This window comes from Mesorhizobium sp. M0701, from assembly GCF_040320365.1.
GTDB lineage: Bacteria > Pseudomonadota > Alphaproteobacteria > Rhizobiales > Rhizobiaceae > Mesorhizobium.
Genome location: NZ_JAMYPO010000064.1, coordinates 1 through 26,868, shown reverse-complemented (window position 1 = coordinate 26,868; position 26,868 = coordinate 1). Strand labels below are relative to the sequence as shown.

Annotated in this window: 25 protein-coding genes and 7 pseudogenes; 14 read left to right on the top strand and 18 right to left on the bottom strand. The window is 61.5% G+C overall.

What is annotated here, in order from left to right:
* Window positions 1-433 precede the first annotated feature (433 nt).
* Window positions 434-1,158 (bottom strand): annotated as a pseudogene (locus NKI24_RS33235) (phytochelatin synthase family protein).
* Window positions 1,159-1,715: 557 nt separating this feature from the next.
* On the opposite strand from NKI24_RS33235, the gene NKI24_RS33230 reads away from it, so the two are divergent.
* The 4 genes from NKI24_RS33230 to NKI24_RS33215 all read left to right on the top strand — a co-directional run bounded on the left by NKI24_RS33230 (window position 1,716) and on the right by NKI24_RS33215 (window position 4,184).
* The gene (locus NKI24_RS33230) at window positions 1,716-2,165 is read left to right on the top strand and encodes a thiosulfate oxidation carrier protein SoxY (protein WP_352749396.1); all 450 of its coding nucleotides are present in this window, start codon (window positions 1,716-1,718) and stop codon (window positions 2,163-2,165) included.
* 21 nt (window positions 2,166-2,186) lie between these two features.
* Complete coding sequence (soxZ, locus tag NKI24_RS33225; RefSeq protein ID WP_352450394.1) at window positions 2,187-2,513, top strand: thiosulfate oxidation carrier complex protein SoxZ; 327 nt, start codon at window positions 2,187-2,189, stop codon at window positions 2,511-2,513.
* 90 nt (window positions 2,514-2,603) lie between these two features.
* Window positions 2,604-2,909 carry a c-type cytochrome gene (locus tag NKI24_RS33220; RefSeq protein ID WP_352750442.1) on the top strand — a complete coding sequence of 102 codons (306 nt, stop codon included), beginning with the start codon at window positions 2,604-2,606 and terminating at the stop codon, window positions 2,907-2,909.
* A 6-nt stretch (window positions 2,910-2,915) separates the two neighbouring features.
* Window positions 2,916-4,184 carry an NAD(P)/FAD-dependent oxidoreductase gene (locus NKI24_RS33215; RefSeq protein ID WP_352450397.1) on the top strand — a complete coding sequence of 423 codons (1,269 nt, stop codon included), beginning with the start codon at window positions 2,916-2,918 and terminating at the stop codon, window positions 4,182-4,184.
* A gap of 8 nt (window positions 4,185-4,192) precedes the next feature.
* Here the strand turns inward: NKI24_RS33215 and NKI24_RS33210 are convergent, their stop codons facing one another.
* The 9 genes from NKI24_RS33210 to NKI24_RS33170 form a co-directional block, all read right to left on the bottom strand.
* Entirely contained in the window at window positions 4,193-6,319 is a 2,127-nt protein-coding gene (locus NKI24_RS33210) for a heavy metal translocating P-type ATPase (RefSeq protein ID WP_352750444.1), read from the bottom strand.
* A gap of 56 nt (window positions 6,320-6,375) precedes the next feature.
* Window positions 6,376-7,104 (bottom strand): sulfite exporter TauE/SafE family protein, encoded by a 729-nt coding sequence (locus NKI24_RS33205; protein WP_352750441.1) that lies wholly within the window; start codon window positions 7,102-7,104, stop codon window positions 6,376-6,378.
* Window positions 7,105-7,134: 30 nt separating this feature from the next.
* Window positions 7,135-7,257 carry a hypothetical protein gene (locus NKI24_RS33200; RefSeq protein ID WP_352450399.1) on the bottom strand — a complete coding sequence of 41 codons (123 nt, stop codon included), beginning with the start codon at window positions 7,255-7,257 and terminating at the stop codon, window positions 7,135-7,137.
* 153 nt (window positions 7,258-7,410) lie between these two features.
* Complete coding sequence (locus tag NKI24_RS33195) at window positions 7,411-7,635, bottom strand: hypothetical protein (RefSeq protein WP_023718671.1); 225 nt, start codon at window positions 7,633-7,635, stop codon at window positions 7,411-7,413.
* 151 nt (window positions 7,636-7,786) lie between these two features.
* Window positions 7,787-9,451, bottom strand: a complete 1,665-nt coding sequence (locus NKI24_RS33190) for a cbb3-type cytochrome c oxidase subunit II (protein ID WP_352750440.1) — start codon at window positions 9,449-9,451, stop codon at window positions 7,787-7,789.
* Window positions 9,448-10,890 carry a cbb3-type cytochrome c oxidase subunit I gene (locus tag NKI24_RS33185; RefSeq protein ID WP_352749413.1) on the bottom strand — a complete coding sequence of 481 codons (1,443 nt, stop codon included), beginning with the start codon at window positions 10,888-10,890 and terminating at the stop codon, window positions 9,448-9,450. The genes NKI24_RS33190 and NKI24_RS33185 overlap by 4 nt, the downstream gene beginning before the upstream one ends.
* A gap of 146 nt (window positions 10,891-11,036) precedes the next feature.
* Window positions 11,037-11,498 carry a c-type cytochrome gene (locus tag NKI24_RS33180; RefSeq protein ID WP_352450401.1) on the bottom strand — a complete coding sequence of 154 codons (462 nt, stop codon included), beginning with the start codon at window positions 11,496-11,498 and terminating at the stop codon, window positions 11,037-11,039.
* 11 nt (window positions 11,499-11,509) lie between these two features.
* On the bottom strand, window positions 11,510-12,655 hold the full coding sequence (locus tag NKI24_RS33175; protein ID WP_352450402.1) for a metallophosphoesterase family protein: 1,146 nt from the start codon (window positions 12,653-12,655) through the stop codon (window positions 11,510-11,512).
* Window positions 12,656-12,745: 90 nt separating this feature from the next.
* A complete protein-coding gene (locus NKI24_RS33170; protein WP_502895038.1) occupies window positions 12,746-13,444 on the bottom strand; it encodes a hypothetical protein in 699 nt (232 codons plus the stop codon).
* A gap of 196 nt (window positions 13,445-13,640) precedes the next feature.
* Between NKI24_RS33170 and NKI24_RS33165 the strand changes: the two genes are divergently transcribed.
* The 4 genes from NKI24_RS33165 (at window position 13,641) to groL (ending at window position 17,708) form a co-directional block, all read left to right on the top strand.
* On the top strand, window positions 13,641-14,246 hold the full coding sequence (locus NKI24_RS33165; protein ID WP_352450404.1) for an SCO family protein: 606 nt from the start codon (window positions 13,641-13,643) through the stop codon (window positions 14,244-14,246).
* An 80-nt stretch (window positions 14,247-14,326) separates the two neighbouring features.
* Window positions 14,327-14,569, top strand: coding sequence for a hypothetical protein (locus tag NKI24_RS33160; protein WP_023718664.1), 243 nt, complete (start codon window positions 14,327-14,329; stop codon window positions 14,567-14,569).
* Between the two features lie 173 nt (window positions 14,570-14,742).
* Complete coding sequence (gene hemA / locus NKI24_RS33155) at window positions 14,743-15,999, top strand: 5-aminolevulinate synthase (RefSeq protein WP_352749415.1); 1,257 nt, start codon at window positions 14,743-14,745, stop codon at window positions 15,997-15,999.
* 65 nt (window positions 16,000-16,064) lie between these two features.
* Window positions 16,065-17,708 (top strand): chaperonin GroEL, encoded by a 1,644-nt coding sequence (groL, locus tag NKI24_RS33150; protein ID WP_352749407.1) that lies wholly within the window; start codon window positions 16,065-16,067, stop codon window positions 17,706-17,708.
* An 816-nt stretch (window positions 17,709-18,524) separates the two neighbouring features.
* Here groL and NKI24_RS33145 read toward each other — a convergent pair.
* The 3 genes and pseudogenes from NKI24_RS33145 to NKI24_RS33135 all read right to left on the bottom strand — a co-directional run.
* Window positions 18,525-19,580 (bottom strand): annotated as a pseudogene (locus NKI24_RS33145) (DUF3363 domain-containing protein); the annotation flags it as partial.
* Between the two features lie 91 nt (window positions 19,581-19,671).
* Window positions 19,672-20,109, bottom strand: coding sequence for a hypothetical protein (locus tag NKI24_RS33140; RefSeq protein WP_352750439.1), 438 nt, complete (start codon window positions 20,107-20,109; stop codon window positions 19,672-19,674).
* 303 nt (window positions 20,110-20,412) lie between these two features.
* Window positions 20,413-20,535: pseudogene (locus NKI24_RS33135) on the bottom strand (IS6 family transposase); the annotation flags it as partial.
* Window positions 20,536-20,593: 58 nt separating this feature from the next.
* Between NKI24_RS33135 and NKI24_RS33130 the strand changes: the two are divergent.
* Window positions 20,594-20,962, top strand: a pseudogene (locus tag NKI24_RS33130) (transposase); the annotation flags it as partial.
* 495 nt (window positions 20,963-21,457) lie between these two features.
* Here the strand turns inward: NKI24_RS33130 and NKI24_RS33125 are convergent.
* The gene (locus tag NKI24_RS33125; RefSeq protein WP_352450408.1) at window positions 21,458-21,688 is read right to left on the bottom strand and encodes an RNA-binding protein; all 231 of its coding nucleotides are present in this window, start codon (window positions 21,686-21,688) and stop codon (window positions 21,458-21,460) included.
* Window positions 21,689-21,690: 2 nt separating this feature from the next.
* Window positions 21,691-21,876, bottom strand: coding sequence for a hypothetical protein (locus NKI24_RS33120; RefSeq protein ID WP_352450409.1), 186 nt, complete (start codon window positions 21,874-21,876; stop codon window positions 21,691-21,693).
* An 83-nt stretch (window positions 21,877-21,959) separates the two neighbouring features.
* On the opposite strand from NKI24_RS33120, the pseudogene NKI24_RS33115 reads away from it, so the two are divergent.
* Window positions 21,960-22,133 (top strand): annotated as a pseudogene (locus NKI24_RS33115) (transposase); the annotation flags it as partial.
* A 302-nt stretch (window positions 22,134-22,435) separates the two neighbouring features.
* On the opposite strand, the gene NKI24_RS33110 reads toward NKI24_RS33115, so the two are convergent.
* On the bottom strand, window positions 22,436-23,653 hold the full coding sequence (locus tag NKI24_RS33110) for an IS110 family RNA-guided transposase (RefSeq protein WP_352750443.1): 1,218 nt from the start codon (window positions 23,651-23,653) through the stop codon (window positions 22,436-22,438).
* A gap of 252 nt (window positions 23,654-23,905) precedes the next feature.
* Here NKI24_RS33110 and NKI24_RS33105 point away from each other — a divergent pair.
* A pseudogene (locus NKI24_RS33105) lies at window positions 23,906-24,121 on the top strand (transposase); the annotation flags it as partial.
* Window positions 24,122-24,783: 662 nt separating this feature from the next.
* Here NKI24_RS33105 and NKI24_RS33100 read toward each other — a convergent pair.
* Window positions 24,784-25,384: pseudogene (locus NKI24_RS33100) on the bottom strand (protein-L-isoaspartate(D-aspartate) O-methyltransferase); the annotation flags it as partial.
* A 92-nt stretch (window positions 25,385-25,476) separates the two neighbouring features.
* Between NKI24_RS33100 and NKI24_RS33095 the strand changes: the two are divergent.
* Together NKI24_RS33095 and NKI24_RS33090 are read left to right on the top strand one after the other, a co-directional pair.
* Window positions 25,477-25,677 carry a hypothetical protein gene (locus tag NKI24_RS33095; RefSeq protein WP_352453889.1) on the top strand — a complete coding sequence of 67 codons (201 nt, stop codon included), beginning with the start codon at window positions 25,477-25,479 and terminating at the stop codon, window positions 25,675-25,677.
* Entirely contained in the window at window positions 25,655-25,885 is a 231-nt protein-coding gene (locus NKI24_RS33090) for a hypothetical protein (RefSeq protein WP_352750438.1), read from the top strand. The genes NKI24_RS33095 and NKI24_RS33090 overlap by 23 nt, the downstream gene beginning before the upstream one ends.
* Here the strand turns inward: NKI24_RS33090 and NKI24_RS33085 are convergent.
* Window positions 25,882-26,007, bottom strand: a complete 126-nt coding sequence (locus NKI24_RS33085; RefSeq protein WP_352693957.1) for a hypothetical protein — start codon at window positions 26,005-26,007, stop codon at window positions 25,882-25,884. The two genes, NKI24_RS33090 and NKI24_RS33085, sit on opposite strands and share 4 nt — an antisense overlap.
* Before the next feature lie 589 nt (window positions 26,008-26,596).
* On the opposite strand from NKI24_RS33085, the gene NKI24_RS33080 reads away from it, so the two are divergent.
* On the top strand, window positions 26,597-26,868 hold a 272-nt coding region (locus NKI24_RS33080; protein ID WP_502901506.1), incomplete at its 3' end, for a hypothetical protein.

The window sequence follows — 26,868 nt, the reverse complement described above, 5'->3', positions numbered from 1 at the left end:
TCGGCGATTCCATGCTGCTCAATCGCCAACCGCTGCTTCTATCGCGCGAACGGAACCGTGCCGAGGTGCTCGAGACGAAGCCTCTACTCAAGGCGTGGCTATGATGTCGGCAGGTTCGGCGGCATTCCGGCCGCACCGCGAACGTCAGCTTCGGAGAAGCGCCGGAAAGGTCGGCAATTGGCGCACCTTACTCGTTCCAGTGGACGAGGCGAACAGCAACAAACCATCCATCTCGGCCATTGGCGGCAGCCAGTTGGTAGAGTTTGACCCTAGAACGCCAGCGTGTGAGACCGCCGCCGCCGGGGCGAGCGCATGCCGGGTCGGCACCCACCGGGTTCATCGGCGGGCGGGGCGGGATGGTTTGTGGGGCCCCGCATCAATGCGCGTGACCCCTCGCTCACAGACTGGATGATCGCGTTGAAGGCGGTGATCACTATTGAACAGAAGCCGCCGATACCAGGACGAAGCCGCGGGTCTTGTTCTCGTTGTCGGAGTCCTGGGTGTTCATGGCATCGAAAAGCTCAGATGTCTTCACCCACACTGGAGGGTATTTATACCGTGCGACATCAAGGATGAGGAAGCGGTCTGATTTCCCATCATAGGCTGCTAGCGGCGAGATATGGCCGCCCTTCTCCTGTCCGATTGCCTTGCGGAGGTAGTTGACGATCACGAAATGGTTCGACTGGCCGAGATGGGAACTCGCCAGCTTGCGGAACTCGTCGACTGAGCTGCGGCGGCATGATGGACTTCTGCCTTGACCGGCTGCGTCGCAAGAATTCCACCGATCTGATCGAGGGTCATACCTTTCTTCGCCAAAACATCTCGGGCGAGAATGGCGTCCGTTCGTTCATCGAGGACATTGTCCTGCGTGAAAGTGCGATAGGGCTCGTACTCCGGAACCGAAGGCGCCGGTACATTGAGCGCGTTCAGCACCATGACGATGCTGGCGACACCGCAATAGGACTGTGTCTTCTGCGTCAGAAAGTTGCTTGCGAGAGGGAAATAGGCCTCCCGTGCATCGCTTTCGACGAAGTAGTTTTCGCCAATATCAGAACTAAAGCCGGCCAGATTGTCAGGAAGCTTCAGGGTTTCGGCGCTTGCGCTGGTGACGAACAGCCCAAATGCGACCACTGCCCCATGAACGAAGTGCTTAGACATGGCAACGTCTCCGCTGGGTGATCGTGCGGCGTGTATCACCATCCCCGTTCAGGGTCGAAGGTCGGGTTCGAGAGGAGGGGCCGTATCAGGCGCGCCCGGCCGACAACTTCGTTCAAAGTTCGGGATCTCCTCATGGCCGGCAAAACCCAAATCGCTCTGAACGACCGAGTTCGACCCTTTTGGCGGTCGTTCAGTTGCGAGCGTCGCATGACGCGATCTGACCCTAACCGGTCCTTCTTCAGCCTTATCCTGAATGTCGCACATGCTTGTAAATCCGACATTGCGCTGGCGCTGTTCAGAGCGCTCCAGTTAGTTCGAGCGTCTGATGGCCGGCCAAGAGCGTGATTAGAAATCCGACAAACGCAGGAGCGTCCTTTCCTGCAATGCCTTGACCGTTTCGAGGGCGGCTAAGAGATCTTGGGCACTTCTAAGAGATTTGCTCGCAGCGGTTGGCGGTGCTAAACTTCAAAGCTGCCGCACTGATGTGTCCGATTGCGCCGCCTCCTGCCGCTGTTGATGTGTGTCTTCGGAGTGACGCAAAAAAGGCGGAGACCGGGATGATGAGCTTGACGCGCCGCGATGTGTTGATCGCCGGGAGTGCAGGGTTTGCCGGAGTCGCGCTCTTCTCACCGCTGAGCGCGCGTGCGAACGATGAAGCGCTGGAACTCGTCAAACAGCTCACCGGGCGGACGGCCACGGAGTCGGACCGCCTTCACCTGATAATGCCGGCGGTCTTCCCGACCGGTTACACCGTGCCTATGAGCCTCGACATCGACAGCCCCATGACTGAGGCCGACCACGTGAGGCAAATCCGCGTGTTCGCGCCGCAGAACCCGATCATCGAAGTGGCCAGTTTCCATTTCGTCCCGCAACGCAGCCTGCCCCGCGTGTCGACCCGCATCCGCCTTGCCAAACCGCAGCATGTCATCGCTGTCGCCGAAATGAATGACGGCAATCTGCTGATGACCACGGCTTGGGTTGACGTCGCCACCAACGGCTGCGCCTGACATCCGAGAGGGAGCCGGACAGTGATCACCCCCACACCACGCGTGATCCTACCAAGCGCTGCGGCGAAGGGCGACGTCTTTCAGGTCAAGACCATCATCAGCCATGAGATGGAAACAGGGCTGCGCCACGATGATCAAGGCAATGTAATCCCGCGCAAGATCATCAACAGGTTTGTCTGCCGCTACAACCAATCCGTGGTGTTCAGCGTCGATCTCCACGAGGCGATTTCGGCTAACCCGTTCTTCGAATTTTCCTTGCGCGCGACGGAGAGCGGCCGGCTCGATTTCGTCTGGGAGGAGGACGGCGGTGCCGTCTACACGTTGTCGCACCGGCTCACGGTCGGTTGAGGTGGCGACGCAATCGAGCTGCGCGAATTATGGCGTGACAAGTTGAGTGGGAGCGTGACCGGAAAACTCCGAAACAGACGGGTATTCAGCATGCGCCCCCTCGCGAGATCTGCGATTGCCACGGGCCTCGTGCTTCTCGTTAGCCAATCCGGCGCGGCGGCGGGGGCCGATCAAGGCGCTCAACTCGCCGCGACCTGTGCGTCCTGCCATCGCCTCGATGGCGGCGGCACAGGCGTTCCCAGCATCATCCGGCTTGGTGAGGAGTGGCTCACCAACGCCCTGCTTGCCTATCGGGCGAGCGAGAGTCCAAATCACATCATGCACGCTATCGCGCTGTCGCTCAGCGACGAGGAGATCGCGAGCGTCGCACGCTATGTCGCAGCGCAGGGAAAGTAGCGCGCCATGAAATTCTGGACGCGTCGCGAGTTCGGCCGCCTGACTGGAGCAGCGTTGCTAACGGCGCTCAACCAGCCGAAGGCGCGGAGCCAGGCCAAGGCGCGTGTCGTCGTGATCGGCGGCGGCATCGGCGGCGCAACGGTCGCCAGATATCTCGCCGTCAGCGCCACGGCTATCGAGGTGACCCTGGTCGAACCGCGACAGAGCTACACGACCTGCTTCTTCAGCAATCTCTATCTCGCCGGGCTGCGCCCGTTCAAATCGCTCAGTCATGGTTATGAAGCGCTGGCAAAACAATATGGCATCACCGTCATTCATGAGTCCGCTGAAGCGATTCACCCGGCGGCGAAAACCGTTGCGCTGAACAACGGTTCGAAGCTCAGCTACGACCGTCTCGTTGTTGCGCCAGGCATCGCATTCAGGGATCGGGCGCTTGGGGGCTATGACGAAGCTGCGATGGAGATCATGCCGCACGCCTGGAATGCAGGGCCGCAAACCGAGCTGTTGCGCCAGCAACTGGAAAGCATGGAGGAGGGCGGCCTATTCGTCATCGTCGTCCCGCCGAATCCGTTTCGCTGTCCGCCCGCCCCCTATGAGCGCGCTTCGCTCATCGCCTCCTATTTCCAGCGCAGCAAACCCAAGGCCAAAATTCTGATCCTCGATTCGAAAGACAGCTTCAACGCGCAGGACCTGTTCCAGGACGCTTGGAACCGCCACTATCCGGGAATGATCGAATGGCTACCGGCCCAGTTCACCGGCGGGGTCACGGCGATCGACGCGAAGACCCGGTCGGTGATCACCGCGGGAGCAACATTTAAGGCCGCGGTGGCCAATGTCATCCCGGCGCAAATGGCCGGGCGCTTGGCGCAGCAGGCAGGGCTCGCCAATCAGTCGGGCTGGTGTCCGGTCGATCCGGTCACCTTCGAATCGGCGCTGCAGCCCGGCGTCCATCTGGTCGGCGACGCGATCATCGGCGGCGATATGCCGAAATCCGCCTTCTGCGCCAACAGCCAGGCCAAAGCCTGCGCCTTTGCCATCGCGGCCGATCTCACCGGATCAGCGCGTTTCCCGGCGCATTTGTTCAACACCTGCTATACCTATCTCGCGCCCGACGATGCGTTCAGCAACGCCATCAGCTTCAAGCCCGTCGACGGGAAGCTCAAGAGCGTCATCAGCTTCGTCAGCAAGGTGGGCGAGAGCGCCGATATCCGCCGGCAGGCTGCGCGCGCCGCGGAAGGCTGGTACGACGCCTTCACGCACGACGTGTTTGGCTGAAACGAAACTCAACTCCGCTCGACGGCCGGGCCGGCCATTGCGGAAATGCCGGCACCATTCTGGGCGCGCTCCGCCTCGGCGCCGGATCGTTGCTCCGGGACCAGCGTTGCAACAGGATCGGGCAGCCGCTCCAGCCGCAGCGAATTCACCACCACGAGGATGCTCGAGCCGGCCATGACCGCCGCCGCAAGGATTGGCTGCAGAAGTCCGGATGTTGCGAACGTCAAGGCGACGAGGTTGTAGCCGAACGCCCACATAAGGTTGGTCAAGATGGTCCGGCGGACCGCGCGGGCCACGTCGACGATCCAGGGCAGCATCCACAATCCGTCCGCAGGCAGCACGAGCGCCGCGGTCTCGCGGGCGAGATCGGTGGCGGAGCCGACGGCAATACCGACATCTGCGGCGGCCAGAACCGGCCCGTCATTCAGTCCATCGCCGACCATCGCCACCGAATCGTGGTCATGGCGGAGCCGATCCAGGGCCAGCCGTTTGGCCTTCGGCGAAAGGCCCGCTTGGACGTCCTTGATCCCGACCAGGGCCGCGATCCGCTCCGCCGCTTGCGCCAAGTCGCCGGTCAACAGCGTGGCGTCGAGCCCGCGCTCACGCAGGGCCGCGATCGTGGCCTGCGCCTCGGGAAGCGGCGAATCATCGAGCGACAGCACGGCGTGAACCCGCTCGCCCCAACCGACATAGACCACCGAATGACCGCTCGCCTCCAGCGACCGCGCACGCTCGGCCAGCGACGGGGGAAGCGGCCAGCCGAGATCATTCATCAATCTGCCGTTCCCTGCCGCCACGGGCCGGCCTTCGGCGCTGCCGCGGATGCCACGGCCGGGAACCATCCGGATCTCGCGGGTGACGAGCGGCGTGATCCCCCGCTGAGCGGCGGCTGCCGCGATGGCCCGCGCCAGACCATGCTCGGAATGGCGCTCCAGACCGGCGGCGCGCGCCAGTACTTCGTCGATGCCGACCTCCTCGCGGTCGACGCCGACGAGACGCGCTTTGCCCGCCGTCAGAGTGCCGGTCTTGTCGAAGGCGAGCAACCGTACACGCGCGAGGGTCTCGAGCACGCCGGGGTCGCGGACGAGGCAGCCGTGCCGCGCCAGCCGGCCGATGCCGAGCGATGTCGCCATCGGAGCAGCGAGGCCGACTGCACAAGGACAGGCAACCACCAGCACCGAGAGGCCAATCAGCAACGCTCGATCAAACGGCAATGACTGGGCCCAGTAAACGGTCGTCAGCCCGCCGAGGGCGAGGACGAGCGGCACGGACACGCCAACGACGCGATCGGCAAGGCGCTGGGTTGGACTGCGACGGCCCAGCGCTTCGCGCACCGACCGGCAAATCCGTGCCCAGCGGGTTGCGGTTCCGTCACCGCTGCTTTGGATCAGGAGCGGGCCGTCGATATTGATACTGCCGGCAATCACCTTGGAGCCGGCGCGCTTTGTCACTTGCCGGCTTTCTCCGGTAATTACGGCTTCATCGGTGTTCGATTCTCCCTCGACAACCACGCCGTCGACCGGAATGCGCTCGCCTGGCCGGACCCGCACCAGCATGCCGGCCGTCACCTCCCGCACCGGACGGCGGATCTCTGCCGCGCCATCGACCGCGGTCGCGCTCTCGCTTTCTGCGGCCAGAAGAGGTTCGAGGTCGCGCGCCGCCCTGGCGCGACCAACAGCCTCGAGATAGCGGCCAACTGTGAATAGCATCAGCACCATCACGGCGGTGTCGAAATAGATATGCGTGCTGCCCTCGAACACGGCAAATGCCGAATAGAGGTAAGCGGCAGCGACGCCAAGCACGATGAGTGCCGACGACGTCACTCGTCCCTGAATGCCATTGAGCCACATGTCGCGCAGATAGGGTCCGCCGAGAATCACCACCGCCGGCGTGGCGAAGATCCAGAGCAAAAAGTGAATCCACGGCAGCACGCCCGCATCGACGCCGGTGAACGCGTCCGAATAGAGGAGGAGGCTGAACATCATGATATTCATGGAGAGAAAGCCTCCCACGCCGAGCTGGATCAGAAGCCAGGCGGCTTCCCACTCTTCGTGTCTGCCGCTCTTCACCTGAAAGGCGATACAACAGCCGTAGCAGCAGAACGCGCAAGCCTCACCGTTGAGCCTGCGCTCCATCGGGCGCTGACCGACGGGCAGCGAACAATGGCTACAGAGGATATGGCCATGCGCAGTCATGCGGGATGCCCGCCCGGCCAGGCAAGGCCGATATGCGCGTCGGAAGGCAGGAGACCACGGCCGAGCGTGATGAGACCGAGCAAAAGAATAAAGCCACCAGCCAGCCGCACGCCGCGCCGCCGCCAGGCTGGCCCGAGTATCCGGCCAACGCCGCCCATCATCAACATCGCGGGGAAGGTTCCCAGTCCAAACGATGCCATGACGAGAAACCCGGGAAGCGCTCCGGCGGTGCTCGCCGCCTGGGCGGCGAAGGCATAGACCAGGGGACATGGCAGGAAGCCGTTGAAAACGCCAAAGGCGAGCGGTGCGGCGCTGCTCCGGGCCGTCAACAGACCGCGCAGGGACAATGCAAATGTGCTGCCGCCAAATCCGATCGCAAGGCGATGAAAGACCTGCAGCAAGCCGAAGAACTGCAACGCCATGGCAATCATGAGCAGGCCAGCGACGATCGCGAGAATTCGTTGGGCGATGTCGAGGGAGCCGTTCAAGAGCGGCGCCGCCGTTAGCCCTTGCGTGGTGCAGATGACCTGACCGATCGCGCCCGCGAGCCCGCCCAGAAAGCAATAGGTTGTCAGTCGGCCGGTATTATAGAGCAGGTGGCGAAGGACGGTTGCGCCTCCCCCTCGCTGATCGCGGCCCAGCGCGCAGGCAAAGCCGCCGCACATGCCGATGCAATGAAAGCTGCCTGCAAATCCAGCGGCGAAGATCACGAGGTAGTAGATCATTGGCGTTTGCGCAGTGGCACGGACGCGGCGCTATTGCCGCACAAGATACAAAAGAAAGAGGATAAAGCCGACGGTGCAGCCGCCATAGATGAGGAAGCCAAGCATCTGCGGCAAGCCGGCGTCAGCAAGCTTGAAGACGGTGTCCTGTAGCATCCGCTGCTCCTATGTCAGCCGAAATAAAGACGAAGCACGTTTATCGTCAGCTCGAAGCACAGGAAAAGGAGGTTCAATGCGGCGACCCCAAGGAGAATTTTGGCTATCATCGTCTCCATCACTCCTGTCTTACCAGCCCTTGCGACCGTCTACTTAGAACAGACGGCCGGGCCCGAGCCCGCCCCAATAAACATACATGTAGTACAGCCCCCAGGCGAACAGCAGCACGTAGACGACGAGAAGCCATAGCGGAATGAATCCCACACGCGCCTGTATCAGGCCGCCGGCATAGTCCTCCAGTTCAGGGTGCGAGCTTTGACGCACATCCAGTTCCGGATGCGTCGGGCTCTCCGGATCGCTGCTCTGCAGATCGCTCATTCTCCATTTCCCTTTCAAAAAAACCATTGGCGGCTTTGTCGGTGCCGCTCAACGCGCCGGACAGGACGCCCCAGATGAACAAGAACAGGGCCGCCAGGCTCATCAGCATGGCGCCCGCATAGGGTCCGGTGACTTCAAAACCGAGCATGCGCTAATCTCCGGCGGGCGCCTGTTCCTCGCCAGGCGGAGCTGGCGGGCCGGACGCCGGCACCGACGGATCGGGCACATAGGCTCGCTCCGGCTTGTCAGCGACCAGTTCCAGATCGTTCAGCGCCGCGCGGGCCTCCTTCTTGATCGACAGCGGCTGCAGCGAGAGCGGGTCTTTATAGGCGGAAAGCGCCACCACGAAATAGGAAAGCGCCCACCGGTCCTCGTCCGGAAAGGCATCCCGATAGGACGGCATCGGCGTGCCGCTGAGGCCGGTAGTTATCGTCCGGAAGATGTCTTCGACGGCCGGGCCAGACTTGAACTGGCCGCTGGTGAGGTCGGCCGGCACGGTGGCGAACCCGATATCATCCTTGAGGCCGGCCGCCTTCTCGCCGTCGCCCTTGCCACCTTGGCCGTGGCACTCCCAGCACTTCGCTACCTGCCAAACCTCCTTGCCACGGTCCAGCATCGTCTGGGACGGGGTCGGCGGGCGCCCGATATACAACGGTGGGCCAGGCGGTTCCTCGACGAAGAAAGCGTAAGGACTGGCGGGATTGGAACGGTCAACCGCTAGCTCATACTTGATGTACTGGATCACCGCCAGCCGATCGTTGAGCGGCAATTCGTACCAAGGGGGCATTGCCGTGCCGCGGATGCCGCGGGTAATGGTGCGCAGCATGTCGCCGTCCGTGGGCAGGGGCTCCTTTGTCAATCTGAACTTGAAGACTGCGGACGTGAAGTTCCTGGGCCGCTGGTTAAACATAAAGGTGGCGGCCGGCCCGTTCCCGTCGCCTTTGGCACCGTGGCAACCGATGCAGCGGCGCTCATAGACTTCCTTGCCATAAGCAATCCATTCCTCGGAGCGCGGCATCGTCGCATCCATGACCTCCAGGCTTTGCGGCTCGAAAAGATCGCGCCATTTACCCCGGTTCGTGCCGAGCTTCTGGACGTAGGAAACAAGTGCCGCCAGCGATTCCGTCTCCGCCGCGATGCTGACGGTTTCGCCTGTGTATTCGTCGTTCGGCGTCAGGATGATCGGCTTTCTTTCGCGCGCCTTCAGCGGCACGAACAGCAACCCGTACGCATTGGGCGTCAGCTGGATCGCTTGCTTGCTGTCGAAGTCGAACAGGCCTTTGGTGGCCTCTGTCCTTTCCAGGGTCCGATTGCCAGCGCCGTCGTCAACGATACGGACGGCTGCATCGGGCTCGTGGAAGAGGCCGCGATACGGCGCCATTATCGAGTCCGGCACCAGCATCCGCGGATTGTAGAAGTGCGCCAGGTGCCATTCGTCGCTGTATTTCAGGCCGACGCGAGTCAGGTCCGGTCCGATCCGGCGTGTGCCTAACAGGTGCGGCACGTCATAGGCGTATTCGCCCGCCTCGCTGACCGGTCCCCAGCGGCGGATCTCGCCGGTCACCGGCCGCACGAATTGCGAATGGCAGTACCAGCAGCCTTCGCGCAGGTAAATGTTGCGGCCGCGACGCTGCTGCTCGGTGTAGTCCGTCGCCTCTGAAACCGTCCATTTCAGCTGGCCGAAATCCGTGCGCACCACCGAGGTCACGCGCGTAGTTCGCGAGGACGGCTCCACGAAGGGCAGCACGCCCTGCGTGATCACCGCAAGGGTGATACAGAAGACGCCGGCGAACAGCGCGAAGAAGCGAACGTTCACTGCGCGGGCCCTCCCGCCGGGGCCGGGATAGGCGCCTCCACCGGCCCGCGGGCGCGTCGCGCCTCAGTCGCCGGGCTGGTCAGTGCGGTCAGCATCAGATTCACCACCAGCAGCGACATACCGATATCCATGCTGATGCCTGCCAGGGTCCGCGCCAGCCAGTAGGGCTTCATCCAGACGAGCGAGTCGAGCCATTCGACCCCATTCATCCATTGATAACCCTGCTGCAGCCCGCCCGCTGTGAGGACCAGGCCCATGGTCGTGATGCCGACGGTGATCAGCCAGAACGACCAGTTGCCGAGCTTGAAGGACCAGAGTTCGCGCCCGAACAGCCGCGGCCAAGTATAGAGGAGGCCCCCCATCGCCCAGACGACGAAGGTGCCGAACACAGTGAGATGCGAATGCGAGATGACGAAATCGGTGAAATGGGTCGGCTGCTGCAGCTGCCGCAGCGCCTCGGTCGAGCCCTGGAAGCAGCCGACGAGATACATGAGCGAGCCCATGATCAGGAACTTCGCCGGCAAGTTCCTGCCGAACTCATGCCACCTGCCCATCATGGTGCCGAAGAAGTTCACCAGCACCGTCCACACCGGAATGATCAGCAGCATCGACGTGACGACGGCCAAGGTCTCGGCCCAGTCCGCGATCGGGCTGTAGAGGTAATGGTGAATGCCGACGAACGGGTAGAACAGTGCCAGGGACCAGAAGCCTACCAGCGAGAGCTTATGGGCATAGAGCGGATTTCGCGCGCTGACCGGCAGGAAATAGTAGATGATCACGTAGCCCGCGGGCGTTATCCACAGCCCGACGATGTAGTGCAGATAGAGGCCATGGAAGGCGGCGCTGTTGATGCCCGAGATCGTGTATGGCAGGATGAAGCTTCCAAGCACGAAGTTCATCGTCGTCCACACGAAAGTGGCGATCAGGTACCATAGCGCGACATAGATCGCCGGCTCGAGCCTTCGACTGATCGTGATCAGGAACTGCGCGGTAGCAACAGCCACCACGATGAAGAATGCGACCTTCGCGTAGAGCGGAAGCTCTCCGGCTTCCAAACCGTCACTGTCGCCGAGCAGCAAGCCGATCAAACCGGCAAGCGTTGCGACGTTCCAGACCCATGCGAGAAGAACCGACCACTCCGACCATATCACCCGCACCCCCGACAGACGCGGCACGAGATAGTAGCAAAGGCCGATGAAAAGCGTCGAGAAGGCGCCGAAGATGACACCGTTGACGTGGACCGGGCGCAGCCGGCCGAAGGTGAGCTCGAGGTTCCCCGATCCGAGATAGTCGGGGTAGTTGAAGGTGCCCGAAATCATGACGCCGACGGATGGCGTCACCATCAGCCAGAACATGCCGAAATAAAGCCAGGTCCGCACGACCCGGTTGTCGACCAGCGCATCCAGGTCCACATTCGCGAACTTGCCGCGCAGCACCATCGCAGTCTCTGCCAACGCATAGCCCTTCCCGCGCGGTTCCCGGGCCGCACGACTGCTTTAAGCCCACCGTTCCCCATCGAGGTATCACTCCGATGGCGGACTCGCTTCGCGCTCCCTGAAGCCGGTGCCCCCGGCTATCGACGAGACTAGTATTTGCCTGGCACCAACACCGAGCCGCTGTTCGACCAGGTGATGTACGCCTCGAGCGCCTTCATCGCCTCCGATTCGGGATCGATCTTCTCGCCCTGGCTCGGTTTCTCGATGCACCAGTTGATCATGTCGCGCAGTGTCGCGAACTTGGCCATCGACGCCTGGAACTTCGGGAACGCCTGCGGGTGGGTATCGGAGGCCATCGGATGGCACATGGCGCAGGCCCACCCGGTGTTCGACAGCTTGACGCCCAATTGCTCCTTCATCGCCGCATCACCATGGAACAGGAGGTCTCCTTTCCTGACCTCCTCCATGAACGCTTCTTGATAGAGTTTCAGCTGCTTTGGCGTCACCGGATCCTTGTTGGCACTGGCCGGCCCGACGACGGCAGCTGCGACGACTGCTCCGGCGACGGTGGAACGCCTCAGAATGCACAGGAATGTCGATGTGTTTATCATAGCCACCACCCTTATGGATTTGCCCATGGGTACTGTTTGTCGGCGATGCGTGACCGTATGACCTCCGCAATGCTCTTGTCGTGGTCCTCCGGCGACTGGACGAACACCTCCTTGCGGCCCCACATGATGTACTCGACATCGACCTTATCGTCGGCGTTGACGTTCACGGTTTCCCAACCGACCCCGTCGAAGGGATCGCCCGGATCAACACGGATCATCGGCTTGGTAAGCTTGGGCAGGCCTTCCGGCGCATACGGCCACGGCCAGGAGGTCGCCAGCATGCCGATCGAGCGCATGCTGCCGATCTCGTTGTAGAGCACCTGGTGCACATGACCGTGGATGTTGGTGACTTTGGTATAAGGCTTCAGCACGTCATTCACTTCGCGCCAGTCGCGCACCCAGAAGTTCCAGGGCGGGTAGTACTCGTACAGCGGATTATGGCTGAAGATGACGATCGGTTTGGACTTATCCCAGTCGGCGAGTGTCTTCTGCATCCAGTCGAGCTGGTCGCGGCCGACGCCGGCCCACGCGCCGGCAACCGTGCCGTCGAGGGTAGCCATATGGCCCATGCGCTCCTCTGGCGTCATCTTCTTCGCTGTCCAGTAGTCCGGTCCCCGGCTGACCGTATCGAGCCCAATGAAGCGCACGCCCTTGTGATCGAAGGTCCAGTTGGGTTGGCCGAACAACTCGCCCCACTTCTTGCCCATATCCAGATACCAGTCATGCTCGCCCGGGATGTAGTATTTCTTGATCGTCAGATCCTTGAGGAGCTCAACGCCAAGCTCAAGTTCCTCGATCTTTCCGAGCTGGGCCAGGTCGCCGCCGAAGATCAGAAAGTCGGCCGGCGGATCCATGGCCTGGACCTCTTGCACGGCGCGCACCACCTTGTCGACGAAGCGCGTGTTGAGGGATCTCTCGTAGAGATGGGTGTCCGAAATCCAGGCAAACTTGAAGGGCGCTTCGGCGGCGTGAGCGACGTCGATGGTGTTGAGCAGCGGCCACCACGCGAAGGTCTGGCCGACGGAAGCAGCGCCGAACAGCAGCGATCTGTGAATGAAGGTGCGGCGGGTGATTTGGAGCGAGTCGTCGGGGCGTACGCCAGGCTGCTGCAGCACCGCATGCATTTCGCGCCGAATGCGGTCAAGCTCGTCAGACATCAGGGTTCCTCCTCAGTGCAGACCGTTTCTTAAAGCGTCGGTCTTCTCGCAGGAACGCGACCCTGTTGAATCAGTGGGTCGCCCATTTTGTTATTTTTTCAGTTCAATCGTCAGACTGGTGGCCTTATTCTCCTCTACCTTTACAGGCTGCTCGATGGGCCCGGTGAAGGGATGGATCGCCACGAGCTTGTATTCCCCCGGCGGAACATCGGTTATGCTGAATTTGCCATCGGCGCCGGTGACCGCGTAGTAGGGATTGTCCACCACATAGACCCAGCCCTCCATCCAGCCATGCGCGTCGCAATCGATGCGGACAGTGCCGGCACGCTTCAGTTCGACCGGTATACGCTGGCCCTTATTGGGCAACGCCACGTTGAAGGCGGTGCGCTTGCCATAATAGCCGTGGGTGTTGTGGAGCACTGGGTCGCTGTTGACCACCTCCAACGATCCGGCCGGTATCATCTGCACCGCGGGCTCAAAGCGACATTTGAGGTTGTTAAGCTCAGGCAGCTTTCCGGGCTGCGGCCAGGCCTTTCCCTGTGCCACGTCGACCAGCTGCACCGCCGCGTTCAGCACGGCCTGATCGCTGCCGACTTCGATCAGCGGCTCCTCGCGGGGGTCGCCGCACACCTCGATATTCTTGGTGGGGATGATCTTTGTTGTCGGCACATCGCCGCGGTAGACGATCGTACCCTCGATCGTTCCGCCTCCCGTGACCGGACCCACTTCGTAGGCTTGCGCAGGCGCGGACATTGTCGCAACGAAAGCGATCGCCGCTAGTCCGCTCATCAATTCGCGAATCGTCATAAAAGCCACCTCCTTCAAGAGAGATGAGGGGCAACTTTTAAAAATAGAGCCTAACCAGTGCCATGTCTAGTCATCCAGTAACAAAATATGATAAAGTGGCGTGATTTAGGCGAGTTTGTTAATCACAAACACACGCGGGGGTTTTGGCGCGTCATTCTCGAAGTGCCGGAGGTACTTGATGAAGCGACGGCATGGACTCCTCCGCCCCTGGGCCCACGGTCCGCATACCCTCTTCTGCATCATATTCGCAGCGGCCCTGTCGATCTGCCACCCGCTCGTGCGAGCTGACACGGCGCCTGTGACGGTCGGTGGCCCCTTCACGCTCACGGCGCCGGACGGAACGATGGTCACCGATGAGACTTATCGCGGCAAATGGCTGCTAGTTTTCTTCGGCTATACGTCTTGTCCCGACATCTGTCCGACGACTCTGTCCGAAATCGCCGCGGCGATTGAGGAACTCGGCCCCGACGCCGCAAAACTGCAACCGCTCTTCATCACCGTCGATCCCGAACGCGACACGCCTGAGGTGATGGGAAGCTTTACCGCGGCGTTCGATCCGCGCATCGTCGGGCTGACCGGCAGCCCACAACAAATCGCTTCGGTTTCGGAGGCATATGGCGCCTACGGGGTGGCGCGCCAGGGCGAAGCGGGCGGTGGCGACTACCTAATGGATCACGGCACCCACATCTACATCATGAACCCACAGGGGCAATTCGTGGAGGGGCTAGACTCTGACACACCAAGCAGCGGCATTGCCGCTAGGTTGCGTGAACTGGTGCGATGACACGATCCCTGGGATGACGGAGATCACGATTATGCAGTTGATCGATCCATAGAAAGTTGTCTTCCGGAAGGAGAGCGGCCATGCAAAGACATACAAAGGAAGCTTCGGAGCTTAAGGCATTGATCCTCGCGGATCTTCATAAGGAGCCGGGATGCGGGGACGTCACCGATTTTGTGATTCAGCGGCTCGAAACCAAGGAGAACGGGGCAAACTGGACTGTCAAATATCTGGATCCTAATCAAGATAAGGTCTGCGAGACGATTCTGATAAACATAGCGCGAATGTTGCAGCTCAACTTCGACCTTCCTGAACGCGGGTCGTGAGGAACGATGCGAGCGGGATCGGCGCGCATCGCGCTTCGACATAATTCGTATGCAAGCAGGGGAATCGGGCGATGGCGGAACCCACAGCGTTGCACACCGGCAAACCTGGCGGCGTAAAGAACGTCATTGCGCCGCGGCGATTTGGACCTCCGATGACCGGAGGTGCGGGCGATATGGCCGATGGGCAAGGCAGTATCTTGGAGCCAGGCATTAGGAGTTATGACTGTTTTTTTGCGGATGCGATCGCGCGTCTGCAGGGGGAACGGCGCTGCCGTGTGTTCGCGGACTTTGAGCGCATCGCCGGACGCTTTCCCAATGCTGTGTGGCATTCCCCGCGTGGACCGAAGGACGTCGTGATCTGGTGCTCCAACGACTATCTCGGGATGGGACAACACCCAAATGTGGTCGTCGCCATGGTGGAGACTGCTACCCGCCTGGGAACGGGGGCCGGCGGGACGCGCAATATCTCCGGCACCAGCCATCCGCTCGTAGAGCTCGAGGGCGAGCTTGCCGATCTCCACGGCAAGGAGGCGGCACTGGTCTTCACGTCCGGCTATGTGTCGAACCAGACTGGCATCTCGACCATCGCCAAGCTGATCCCCGGTTGTCTGATCCTGTCCGATGCGCTCAACCACAATTCGATGATCGAGGGCATCCGCCAGTCCGGTAAGGAGAAGAGCATCTTCCGCCACAACGACGTCGATCATCTCGAGGAATTGTTGAAGGCGGCGGGTCCGGATCGGCCAAAACTCATCGTCTTCGAAAGTCTCTATTCGATGGGCGGCGACGTCGCGCCAATCAATCGCATTTGCGATATCGCCGATCGTTACGGCGCAATGACCTATCTCGACGAGGTCCATGCTGTGGGCATTTACGGCCCTCGCGGCGCCGGCGTCGCTGCGCGCGACGGCGCCATGAACCGGATCGATGTAATCGAAGGCACGCTCGCCAAGGCCTTCGGCTGCCTCGGCGGCTATATCACAGGAAGTGCTGTGCTGATCGATGCGGTTCGTTCCTATGCTCCGGGTTTCATCTTCACCACCGCGTTGCCGCCGGCGATCTGCGCCGCGGCCACAGCGGCGATCAGGCATCTGAAAACCTCGCAGTGGGAGCGCAAGCGCCAACAGGACCGCGTCCGGCGGGTCAAGGCGGCGCTGGGGGCCGCTGCGCTGCCGGTCATCCTGGGCGACACCCATATCGTTCCGGTGGCAGTCGGCGATCCGGCGCATTGCAAAGCGGCGAGCGACCTGCTGCTGAGCGAGCACGACATCTATATCCAGCCGATCAATTATCCGACCGTGGCGAAGGGAACTGAGCGGCTGCGCATCACGCCGACACCCTGTCATGAGGACATCATGATTGATCGGCTCGCGGCAGCTCTGTCCGATGTCTGGAATCGGCTCGGGCTGCCACGCGACAATCTCGCCTGAGCGGCCGAACGAGGCTTCGCCTTGCCCGGACGTTCCCCGAAGATTGGGTCTTAGGGTTCAAGGAAATGGCTGCCAAGGAAATCATGTTCTCGTTCGAGGCTCGCGACAGAATGCTGCGCGGCATCGACACCCTGGCGAATGCGGTGAGCGTCACGCTTGGCCCGCTAGGGCGCAACGTCGCGATCGGCAGGGAGCACGGCACGCCGCGGGTCACGAAGGACGGCGTGACCGTCGCCAGGGAAATCGAACTCGACAACAAGTTCGAGAATATGGGCGCCCAGATGGTGCGCGAGATCGCAACAAGAACCTCCTATCAGGCCGGCGACGGCACGACCACCGCCGTCGTGCTCGCGCATGCGATCGTCCGGGAGGGCGCCAAGGCGGTGGCCGCTGGCATGAATCCCATGGACCTGAAGCGCGGCATCGATCTAGCGGTCGAAGCCGTCGTCGCGGAACTCAAGAACAACGCCACGAAGGTCACCTCGAACGTCGAGATTGCGCAAGTCGGCACCATCTCGGCCAACGGCGACAGGGAGATTGGCCGCTGCCTAGCCGACGCCATGAAGAGGGTCGGCAATGACGGCCTGATCACTGTCGAGGACGGGACGTCGCTCGAAACCGAACTCGAATTCGTCGAGGGCATGCAGTTCGACCGCGGCTATATCTCGCCCCATTTCATCACCAATCGCGCAAAGATGCAGGTCGAGATGCAGGATGCCTATGTCCTCATCAGCGAGAAGAAACTGTCCAGCCTGAACGAAATACTGCCGCTGCTGGAGAAGGTAGTGCAGGCCGGCAAGCCGCTGCTCATCATCGCCGAGGATGTCGAGGGTGAGGTGATTGCGGCGCTGGTGGTCAACAAGTTGCGCGGCGCTCTCAAGGTTGCAGCCGTGAAGGCGCCGGCCTACGGAAACCGCCGCAAGGCGATGCTGCAGGATCTCGCGCTGATGACCGGCGGAACGGTGATCTCGGAGGATTTGGGCATCAAGCTGGAGCATGCTTCCCTCGATATGCTCGGGTGCACCAAGAAGGTGATGATCGACAAGGCAAACACCACGATCGTCGGCGGCGCCGGCAAGCGTGCAAGCATCGAGGCCCGCATCGCTGAGATCAAGCTCGAGCTTGCGGAAACCACCTCCGATTACGACCGCGAGGAGCTCCAGGAGCGGCTGGCCAGGCTCGCCGGTGGCGTCGCCGTGATCCGGGTCGGCGGTGCCACCGAAGTCGAGGTCAGGGAGAAGAAGGATCGCATCGATGACGCGATGAACGCGACAAGAGCCGCGGTCGCAGAGGGCATTCTCCCGGGCGGCGGGGTCGCCTTGCTGCGCGCCGGCAGGGCGCTCAAGAAGATCAAGGGCGGCAACGAGGACCAGCAGGTCGGCATCGCGATCGTCAGGAAGGCGATCACCTGGCCGGCTCGGCAGATCGCGATCAATGCCGGCCTGGAAGGCTCGGTCGTCATCGCCGGGATCCTCGAAAACGACGACAACGCCTATGGCTATGATGCCCAATCGGGCGTGTACGGGGATCTGGTGTCAAAGGGCATCATCGACCCGGCCAAGGTGGTGCGAACGGCGCTCCAGGGCGCGGCCTCGGTTGCGGGCCTTCTCCTTACAACGGAAGTCATGGTGGCCGAAGTGCCTGGCCCGCCGCCGCCGGAGCTTCCCGGTCACGAGCATCATCATCACGACATGGATATGGATTTCTGAGCGCATTGCGGGCGGCGGAAGCACCGAAGTGTCCGGACTGGATCGCCGCTGGCGACTGCTAGAGAAAGCCCACTCGTCCGAACCGCGGCCAACAACAGCAGTATTCGGGATCAACTCCTGGAGGCGCTCCGGGCTGCGCCGTGGTCATCGGTCGGCGATTCCGACGTGACAGTGACAGTCGGGGCGGTTCATTTTGGGGTACCTGTCGGTCCAAAGAGGACCGGGCTGCATCGCGCGTTCTGGCCGAGAATATCCCGGGCCTGCGCGAAGTTCAGGATCATCGGGTCTCGATCGATAAAATCCCCCACAGCGTCTGACGCCACCCTGCGAGCGCGTCGCTTGGTATTCTATCCGTCCGTGTAGGGTAGAAATCTAGCTGCACACCGCCGGTCCATGGCCGTAGCGGCGCATTGAATTCGGCTCGAGTCGTGAAGAGTGCGGCTTCAGAATTCCAAGGGATACGATCATGAAAGCGTTCGCCGCCGAGCTTTTCGGCACCTTCTGTCTTGTCTTTATCGGCTGCGCGTCAGTGGTGACAGGCGGCTTTGGCGGGCTGCTGCCGGCGCGGTCGCTGGGCATCGGCCTCAGCTTCGGCGTCGCTGTAACCGCCCTAGCTTATGCGGTTGGGCCGTCTCGGGCGCGCACCTCAATCCGGCCGTCACGCCGTGGACGCCTCCCACAAGGGCCGCTTTGTATCCTCTTTCCCATATCGCCGCAGTCCTCAACGAAGATCTGCAGATGGCGCGAACTTCTCATTGCGGGCCAGACAAGAGTTACAGCTCTCGCCTCACCTGCGGCGTTTGGCTGGACCGGCCCTCACATCCCGATCCCCAGGCCGCGTTTTCTGCCGAAACTCCAGTCGATGCCGCCGCTGTTTTGCACGACGCCGGTGATGTGCTGGCCGATGCGCCCTTCCAGCATTGGCTGCCAGGGAACGAGCCGAAAGCCGAGCCCATCGTCCAGCATGGCAAAGCGCCCGCTGGCAAGACGGACCGAGCCAAGGAGCGTGCCGCCGACATGGTTGCCGGGCTGGACGGGCACGAAGGTGAGGCCGCGCGCGAAGGTGATCGTCCCGCTCGTCGCGTCGCGTTCGGCATGGCCCATCGCGACGAGTTGGGCAGCCCGTCTGTCGAGAGCGTTGTCAACGTCGAGACCAAAGCCTGACCGGACCAGCGAGACGGGGTTCCTAGCCACAAGCTCCCGATCGAGCCAGGTGGCGCCGTCACTGCCGATCTGCGCGTCCAGATCGAGCGTCCAGAGCACGCGGACAGAGAAGTCCTTGCCGCGTTTGTAGCCATCGTAAGCGATGCCGCGCTCGGACAGGTCATTTGGAACGCGCCAGTGGTCTTCGTCGATGCGCTCGACATGGCCGGTCCGGCGCAGCGCTTCGAGACGGCGGACATGGAAACGGACAAAGGCGTCCGGGTCCTTGCCCTGCTCCAAAAATGTCTCGCGGATCGCCTCCAGGTGTCTGCTTGGACGATAGACGCCATCCTCGCCCGCTACGCTGCTGATGTTGCGGTCGGCCGCACGCGGCTCCTGCTTCGGCAGGATCGGTTCGAGTGCCACGATATGGCCGCGCTGAATGTCTTCCAGCTTTGCCGCATCCGCGGTCTCGACATAATGGGTGCGTCCGTCGACGCCATCGATGACGAGCGACAGCTTATCGCTCATCTCGTCGCCGGCAAGACCCTTGGCGAGCACACCGCCGACGACCGGCTCGGTGATGGTCTGCCGGTGCATGACATATTGCGCTGGACCCCGCTCGTGGGCGAGGCCGTGCTCCTCCAGCGCCCGGTGCATGGTCTTGATGATGTCGTTGCGCTCGCCAAGCGCCCGCAACGTGCTTTCGGCTGCGTCGGAGATCACCCACCGGCCCGGCGTGGGGAGCGCTTGCCTGCGCTACGGCGGCGGCTTTCCATGCGAGCCGCTTCAAAAATGATGCTGCGAAACGGCGCCGGCTTTATCCGACGAGCGCCTCACGCATCCGAGCGAACATGCCGGGCTGTCTCCCGGCAACCGCCGCACGGATGTGACGGGCGGCCGTTGCGGCGCTCACCGTCGCGCCGAAATGACAATAGCAGATGATCTCATGCAATTGCCTGTCGGTCAGCTCGAAGAACCGCTTCGCTTCGCCGTAGTTGTCGTTTTCCAACCCGGCGGCGCGGAGGACAGGATCCTCGAAAGCGACTGCGATCGGCGAGCCGTCGCCGCGCATGGCCGCGCGTGCTCTAACCGGCTGATACTCGGTCTGGTGCAGCGTCGAGAGGCGCCGGTCAGGGTTCCGTTCAAGGATCTCCGCCCAGCGTTTAAGACGTTCGCTGCGCGACATGGTTTGGCGCAGGTAGTCCTGATCGATCTCGGCGACGATCTGCAGTTGCTCAAGCGTCTGGTGCTTCATTTTAGCCTCCTATTCGGACGATAGTTGGCCCACCCATATCCTTCTTATACCTGCGGCCAGAGTGACTCCGACCGATCGTGAAGTCCAATCACGATGAGGCTGGGAGGGCTTCCCCCACGAAAATGCGGAGGCTTCGCAAAGATCCGGCCATTAATTTGCGAACGCGGTCAAATGCGCGGCTGTTCGACGATGTCGGTCTGGAGTCCGTGCCGATCGAGGTGATCGATGGGCAGAGTCTGTACTGGACTGCCCCAGCCCCATTGCTGGCCGGGGCAGCGGGATCAAGCGAGTGGCAGATGAGCTTCGAAACCGCCGAAGGCCGGGCCGATGCGAGTTCTCCGCCCGGTCGTTGGGGCCCTTGTGGCTCCAGTGTACGACTTCCGGCATGACCTGGCGCCTGGCTACTCCGCAGGATCGCAGTTTGTCGGGACTGTCAGGAATTCTGTGCGCGAGGTCATGATGATGGAAAGGAGAGAATCATCACATGGCTATCGAGAAGGAACTTCTGGACCAGCTGCTTGCGGGCCGCGATCCGAATGAGGTGTTTGCCAAGGAGGGGTTGCTGGACGACCTGAAGAAGGCGCTGTCGGAGCGGATATTGAAGGCCGAGCTTGACGAGCACCTCAAGGACGAACGCGCCGAGGGCGGCGCCAATCGACGCAACGGCCATTCGACGAAGACGGTGCTGACCGGCACATCGAAGATGACGCTGTCGATTCCGCGCGACCGGGCGGGAACCTTCGACCCGAAGCTGATCGCCAGGTATCAGCGCCGCTTTCCCGATTTCGACGCCAAGATCGTGTCAATGTATGCACGCGGCATGAGCGTGCGCGAGATCCGCGGCCATCTGGACTATGCGATGGCCCCACAGCCGACGTTTGTTCCCAAGGCGGAACCGGAAAATCACGTCTGCATAACGCTCGATTTCAACCATTCGATATTGGGCTTCGTCGCAAATCTCTGCCGTGTCCATGTTGTGATGCATCTTATGGCCGGAATCCGAGGATGGGCGGTCAATCTCCCCCCAAGTCAGCTTGGCCCATTCAGCTAGTTTTGGAAGAATAAGGCCGTCCCAATCGCCATCGGACCAATCCCGAGGGACACCCCATGACCACGAATGTTTCCGATCCGGTTTCTCGCATGTCAAAGTCATTTTCGTAGAGAACACGGACCCAGCCTGTGCGAACCTGCTTTTCGTCGGCGATACCCACGCCTAATCGAACGCCACCAATCGGGATTCTCTCCCGAAGGCGCACAGATTTTTCCTGCTCTTTGAGTTTCGCCTCTACGTCCCGAGCAATGCGCGCTTCACGCTTCGACGACAAAATCAAGAAAAATATTCCGGAAATTATTCGGAGCGGTGCCGCCAGCGACTTTCCGCCGCCTTCTTCGCGATCTCGGCCCGCCGCTCTGGCGTCATGTTCTCGGCGCGCTTCTTTCCGCCCTTCGCACCGAGTGCCTTCGCGGCAGGGTCTTTGCCGTCGTCAATCAGGTCGTCGGCTTCCTCGCCAGTCGCAATGCGCATGACGCGGACGGGATTGCCGATCACGTCGGCGGGGCGCTTCTGGCCTTTAGGCATTCCTAGTTCTCCGCATGGCTAAAAACGACAGTTCCATCGTCCTTGCGAACTTCAACGGATACGATCCCATCGTCGCCCTTTCGAGTCTGGAACATGGATATTGCATGGTCTTTCGCGGCCTTCTCGGAGTCGAAAAACTCCTTGTCCACAATGCTCTGTCTTCCGTACCAGATGACAGTGTAGGCCATTGTTGCTCCCATGCTTTGCGCTAAGCATAGGCGCTTTCGCCTAGAGGATCAAACGCGATAGGCGTTTCCGCATATTTCAAACTGAGACACTACCCGAAGCCGGCATGAAGGCGCTGGAGGAGTTCGAGGCCGGCTTCTGGCGCCAGCGATATCCTGCGATCACTCAGAGCTGGCGGCGCAACTGGCAACACGTCGTGCCATTCTTCGCCTATCCCGAAAGCGTGCGCCGCATCATCTACAGGACGGATGACATCGACAAGCCTGATTTCGACTTTTTCGATTCCTGTTGCGTTTCTTTGTTCGGCTCAGGTGAGCCTGTTTCTTCGTCCCGGCCCACAGGATTTCCCACGCGAGCGTGTCGAGACGCAGTCAAGGCTGGCCGGTGCGATGGCGCCACGGCCGGCTGCGAGGTTTCCAGACGGCGTCGAGCACGGCGCCATTCTGGAGCGGACCGAGGGCGTCGGTCGTGCGCCAGATTTCCTTGTGCTATATTTGTCCGGCACGGACGACCACGTGGCAAAGAGTGGTGCGAGAGGATGAGAGTGCCGCCACGCAGCCGTTATAGTCGTTCCTCGTTTGTGGCGTCCGTGCGCCGCTTCGGCCCGCGTGACCGCCAATGCCGAACCATTAGCTCGTAGGCACGTTCGGCATTCTCGGCCGCGGCTTTCTCGCTGTTTCGCAACTCCTTCACGTTGTAGGCGTAAGCCGAACCGCGGCGACCGACACCGCGCTCGCCCGGCGCGCCGGCCTTGAGAGCGAGCTGCCTCTGCTTTGCCGCCACCAGCGCCGGGCGAGCCCAGAAGTAGTCCTGCTCCTTTGTCAGCAGATGCCAGATCAGCACGGCGAGCTTGCGGGCGACCGCCACAGCTGCGACCTGATGACCACGCTTGTTACGGATGCGTAGGAAGAAGGCCCTGAGCGGTCCGGGCGCCTTCGCCGCCGCCCAGGCGGCCTCGACCAGCATGGCGCGGGCATGGGAACGCCCATGTTTGCTGATCCGGCCATATTTGCGCCAAGCCAAGACCGGATGGCGCACACGCGGATTGAGGCCGAAGTAGCTCACCAGCTTCTGCGGCTCGCGGAACCGCCGGGTGTCGCCGACCGCGGCGATGATACCGCTCGCGACGATGACATTGACGCCGGTGATCGTCTGAAGCCGCCGGACTTGCGCATCATCAACCGCTTCCCGGGCGATGTCGCGATCGAGGTCAGCCAGATCCTCGGCCAGGCGATCGATCTCGCGGATGTGGCGGGCGATAGCGGCCCGCTCGTCGTCGGGAAGCACCTGCCGCTCGAGCCAGGCGCGACCGCGATTGTTGAACAGATCGGCATGCGGGCACTTCGGCACGAGGTGCGCCTGCAGGATGCCATGCACCTCGTTCTTCACTCGCGTGCGATGCCGCACGACCTGGTTGCGCCGCGCGACGAGGCGGCGAAGCCGCTCAGTCCGCTCATCGGGAACCCAGACCTCCGGCAGAAAGCCGCTGGCATGGAGTTGCGCCAGAACGCCGGCATCAATCTTGTCGGTCTTGATCCTGGCATGAGCGATCGCCTTCACCTGCATCGGGTTGGCGACAATCACCCGGCCGACATAGGGCGACAGAACCCGCACCACCGCCATGGCGTTGCCCGTAGCCTCGACGACAACCTCATCAGTCCGTCGCAAACTGCGGCCGAACCCTTCCAGTCCCGAGCGGGTCATGTCGACCCGTCCGTGATGGCGCAGCCGGCCGTCTTCCCAAACCACCACCTCCGCAAAGGTGCGGTGGATGTCCATTCCAATCACACGTCTCATCGGCTCCCTCTCCTCAACAATCGGGAGCCAGCGGGCGACGCGACACCTACGGATCCGCGCTCTCGGCGCAACCGGGCAGGTCGCAGGGGCGGCCAGCTACTAACGCGAGCTCGCAGCTCATCGAATACATCGGCCTGCCCGCACTTGGCGTGCTCCCGGTGCCCCTGTCCCGGATGGTCGCACCATACGCCGAAAATCGCTCATCTCCAGCGGGGATCGGATGGCACCGTCATGATCATACCGGTTACGAACGCCATCGAGGCGCTGAACTCGAAGCTGCGCCGCGCCGTTCGAACACGTGGACACTTCCCCAACGACGACGCGGCCATGAAGCTGCTATATCTGGTCTTGAACCATGCGGCCGAGGAATGGAAACGACCGCCGCGCGAATGGTTCGAGGCAAAGGTCCAGTTCGCCGTCGTCTTCGGCGAAAGGTTCGTCAGCCAATGACGAAACCGGCCTCGCGCACAGAATCCTGACAGTCCCCAGTTTGTCCGCGTCGAAACCATTGTCGAAGTTACCCGGCCCGATGGCGGAGTGTTGCGGATTGCGCTCAAAAACGGTCCAGGCTGTGCGTCGTCAGGATGGTAGCCGAACCAGCGTAACAGCCGATCACGGATCCCTTCCTTCGACCTTTAGAGACTGACCAGTCAGCTGCCACCAAGCGAGAATGACGATCGCTCTCACTGCTGCGGCGCTGGTATCGGTGTGCCGCCAAACCAACCAGCCGCATACGCAATCACGACCAATACCACGATCACGGCTACCACGCCGTACCAGATGCGCCTGTCCTTGAGATCCATCGTTACCTCCTGCCCGCCACGTGTTGGCCACTGGGCGAATTCCTTGAGCCTTTGGCCGTCATTTCCCAGATCAGCGACCCATTTGCCCTCTGGTAGGCACACAGTAGGCTGGATAAGGGTCTTTGAGAAGCGCGCAATACGACCGCGCCGGCATGATCGCCAGCGGCTGCGACCGGTGGCTGCAGGCGTGCTCCACGAGTAGCGGGCATGGACGTCAAAAGATCGGCGATGCCATTCAGCGCCCGTGTGATCGATGCGGCGCGCGTTATCCTGATCTTCCAGCACGGCTCCGCGCAGCCGCACCCCTCATTAGGCCGTTTCGAGCCGGCTGAACCGAACCGGGATGAGTTTCCGGGTCCCGAGCTGCCCTGCCGCATCCTTGTCGATGACAGTCAGAAACTGTGCTTCTTCAGATCCCAAAGGCAGAACCAGCCGTCCCCCCGGCTTGAGTTGCTTCAGTAAAGCCGGGGGGGTCTGCTCAGCCGCCGCCGTGACCAGGATCTTGTCGAATGGGGCGTGCTCGGGCCAGCCACGAGACCCGTCTCCGACGAATGCCGACATTGGCTAAGCCGAGGCCCTGCAGGAGAGCCTTCGCATGGATTGCGAATTCCTCGATGATTTCGACGCTCCAAACTTGCCCGGCGAGCTCCGCGAGAATTGCGGTTTGGTAGCCCAGGCCGGTGCCGATCTCGAGTACCGCCTCGTGCGGTTGCGGTGCAAGGAAATCGGTCATGAGAGCGACGACGAAGGGCTGCGAGACGGTTTTATCAAAGCCGATCGGCAGCGGCATGTCCTAGTAGGCATAAGGGGCGACCGGGGCTGGAACGAAGAGATGCCGCGGCACCCGCCGCATCGCTGCCATCACCCGCTCATCGAGCGTCGCCTTGCCGAGTTCTTCGCTTGCAAGATCGGGTAGTGGGTCAGTTTGAAATTTGACGCCGCGCTTGTCGCGGTTCGGGCCGAACTCCTATATGCTTAGCGAAACGCATGGGAAGCAGGACGGTGAGTTATTCCATAAAACTTGGCAAGGAGCCGAACGTCCTAGTGATCAACGACTTGTCCAGCAGGCAGGTCGTAAGCCAAGCGCGCGAACTCAAAGCGGGGAATATCAAATTCAGCATTTACGCCAGCGACGGCACTTTGACCGAACTGTATGATCTTGAGCGTGCCGTGGAGGGGGATGACGTTGCCAACCGGACCTAAAGCCCCCAAGCGCCCGCGCGACCCAAACCAATTGGCGAAGTCGATTGTCGATCTGGCGACAGGCGAGACTGAGGACAAGAAGCCACTCGCCAGTGCCCGCAAGGGCGGGCTTATCGGTGGCAAGGCCCGCCTCAAAGCACTCACGCCAGAACAGCGCTCTGAGATTGCCAGAACGGCAGCTGCGGCGCGCTGGAAGAAATCTAGCTAAGCCGCTTTCTCTTCATCGATACCGGCAGCGATCATCATCTCTTCAACGTCATCGTTGAAATCCAAGACAAGTTGGATTCGCTCTTCGCCGGGATGAGCGTCGCTGTAGTGATCAGCATCCATGCGAAGCTGCCAACAGTCGCCAACGATTTGCTTTCTGCGCTGGCCTACAGCCTTTTCGACATGACTTGACGCGGGCCGATCGGAGGACACCGATCTTCGGCAGGCGATGGAGGGCACCACCTGCCGCAAGCATCAACTATTAGAAATCACTGATGCAGTCGGGCCGGTGGAGATTGTCGGGAACTATCCGCTCATCGTGGATTATGATCGTATGTGGTCGTGGATGTAGCCGCACACTCCAAGGGTGTCCTGTAAGCCCGCTGTCGAACCGGCAGCGGGATTTCCTATGGGCGCTTGCCCCTTGGCGCCGGCCCTGCATTTCTTGGACGCGCTTATATACTCCGCGCAACAAGATAGGCGATCCGATACGCCATGAGTAGCAAAAGAACGAGGATCGTAAATTCGAGAACTGTGCGTGAGGGATAAATTTTCAACGCTCCGACTTCAACCGACGATACTGTAACGTAGTGTCGCTTGGCAGTTAATGATGAGAATGCGGTCGCTTCGGTTAGGTTTGGCGATTAATTGCGAGAATGGGGCAGCCCGGATTCTCAATTTAGTGCGCCGGGAGACCGGCAAGGAGTAGGTGGTGGAAGTCCACTGCGATGAAGGAATAGCGATCCACATCGGCCCCGAGCCGTGCGCAGACATCCGCGAGGATGCCGGCGAAGCGTCGGTAGGGGAGTGCATAGGCCAGCCATTGAGCCACGAAAGGGAATTTGTTCCGGATGCCGACGCCGTTAATTTAGCGGAAGGCGAAATGGACGGGCGCGTTTTCGCGAGCGCCTGTTCGATCCGGCGTGGTCTGAGACCCTGGCATGTGCGGAAGCTCCTTGTGCGGGAACCGGGAGATCTCTGGAT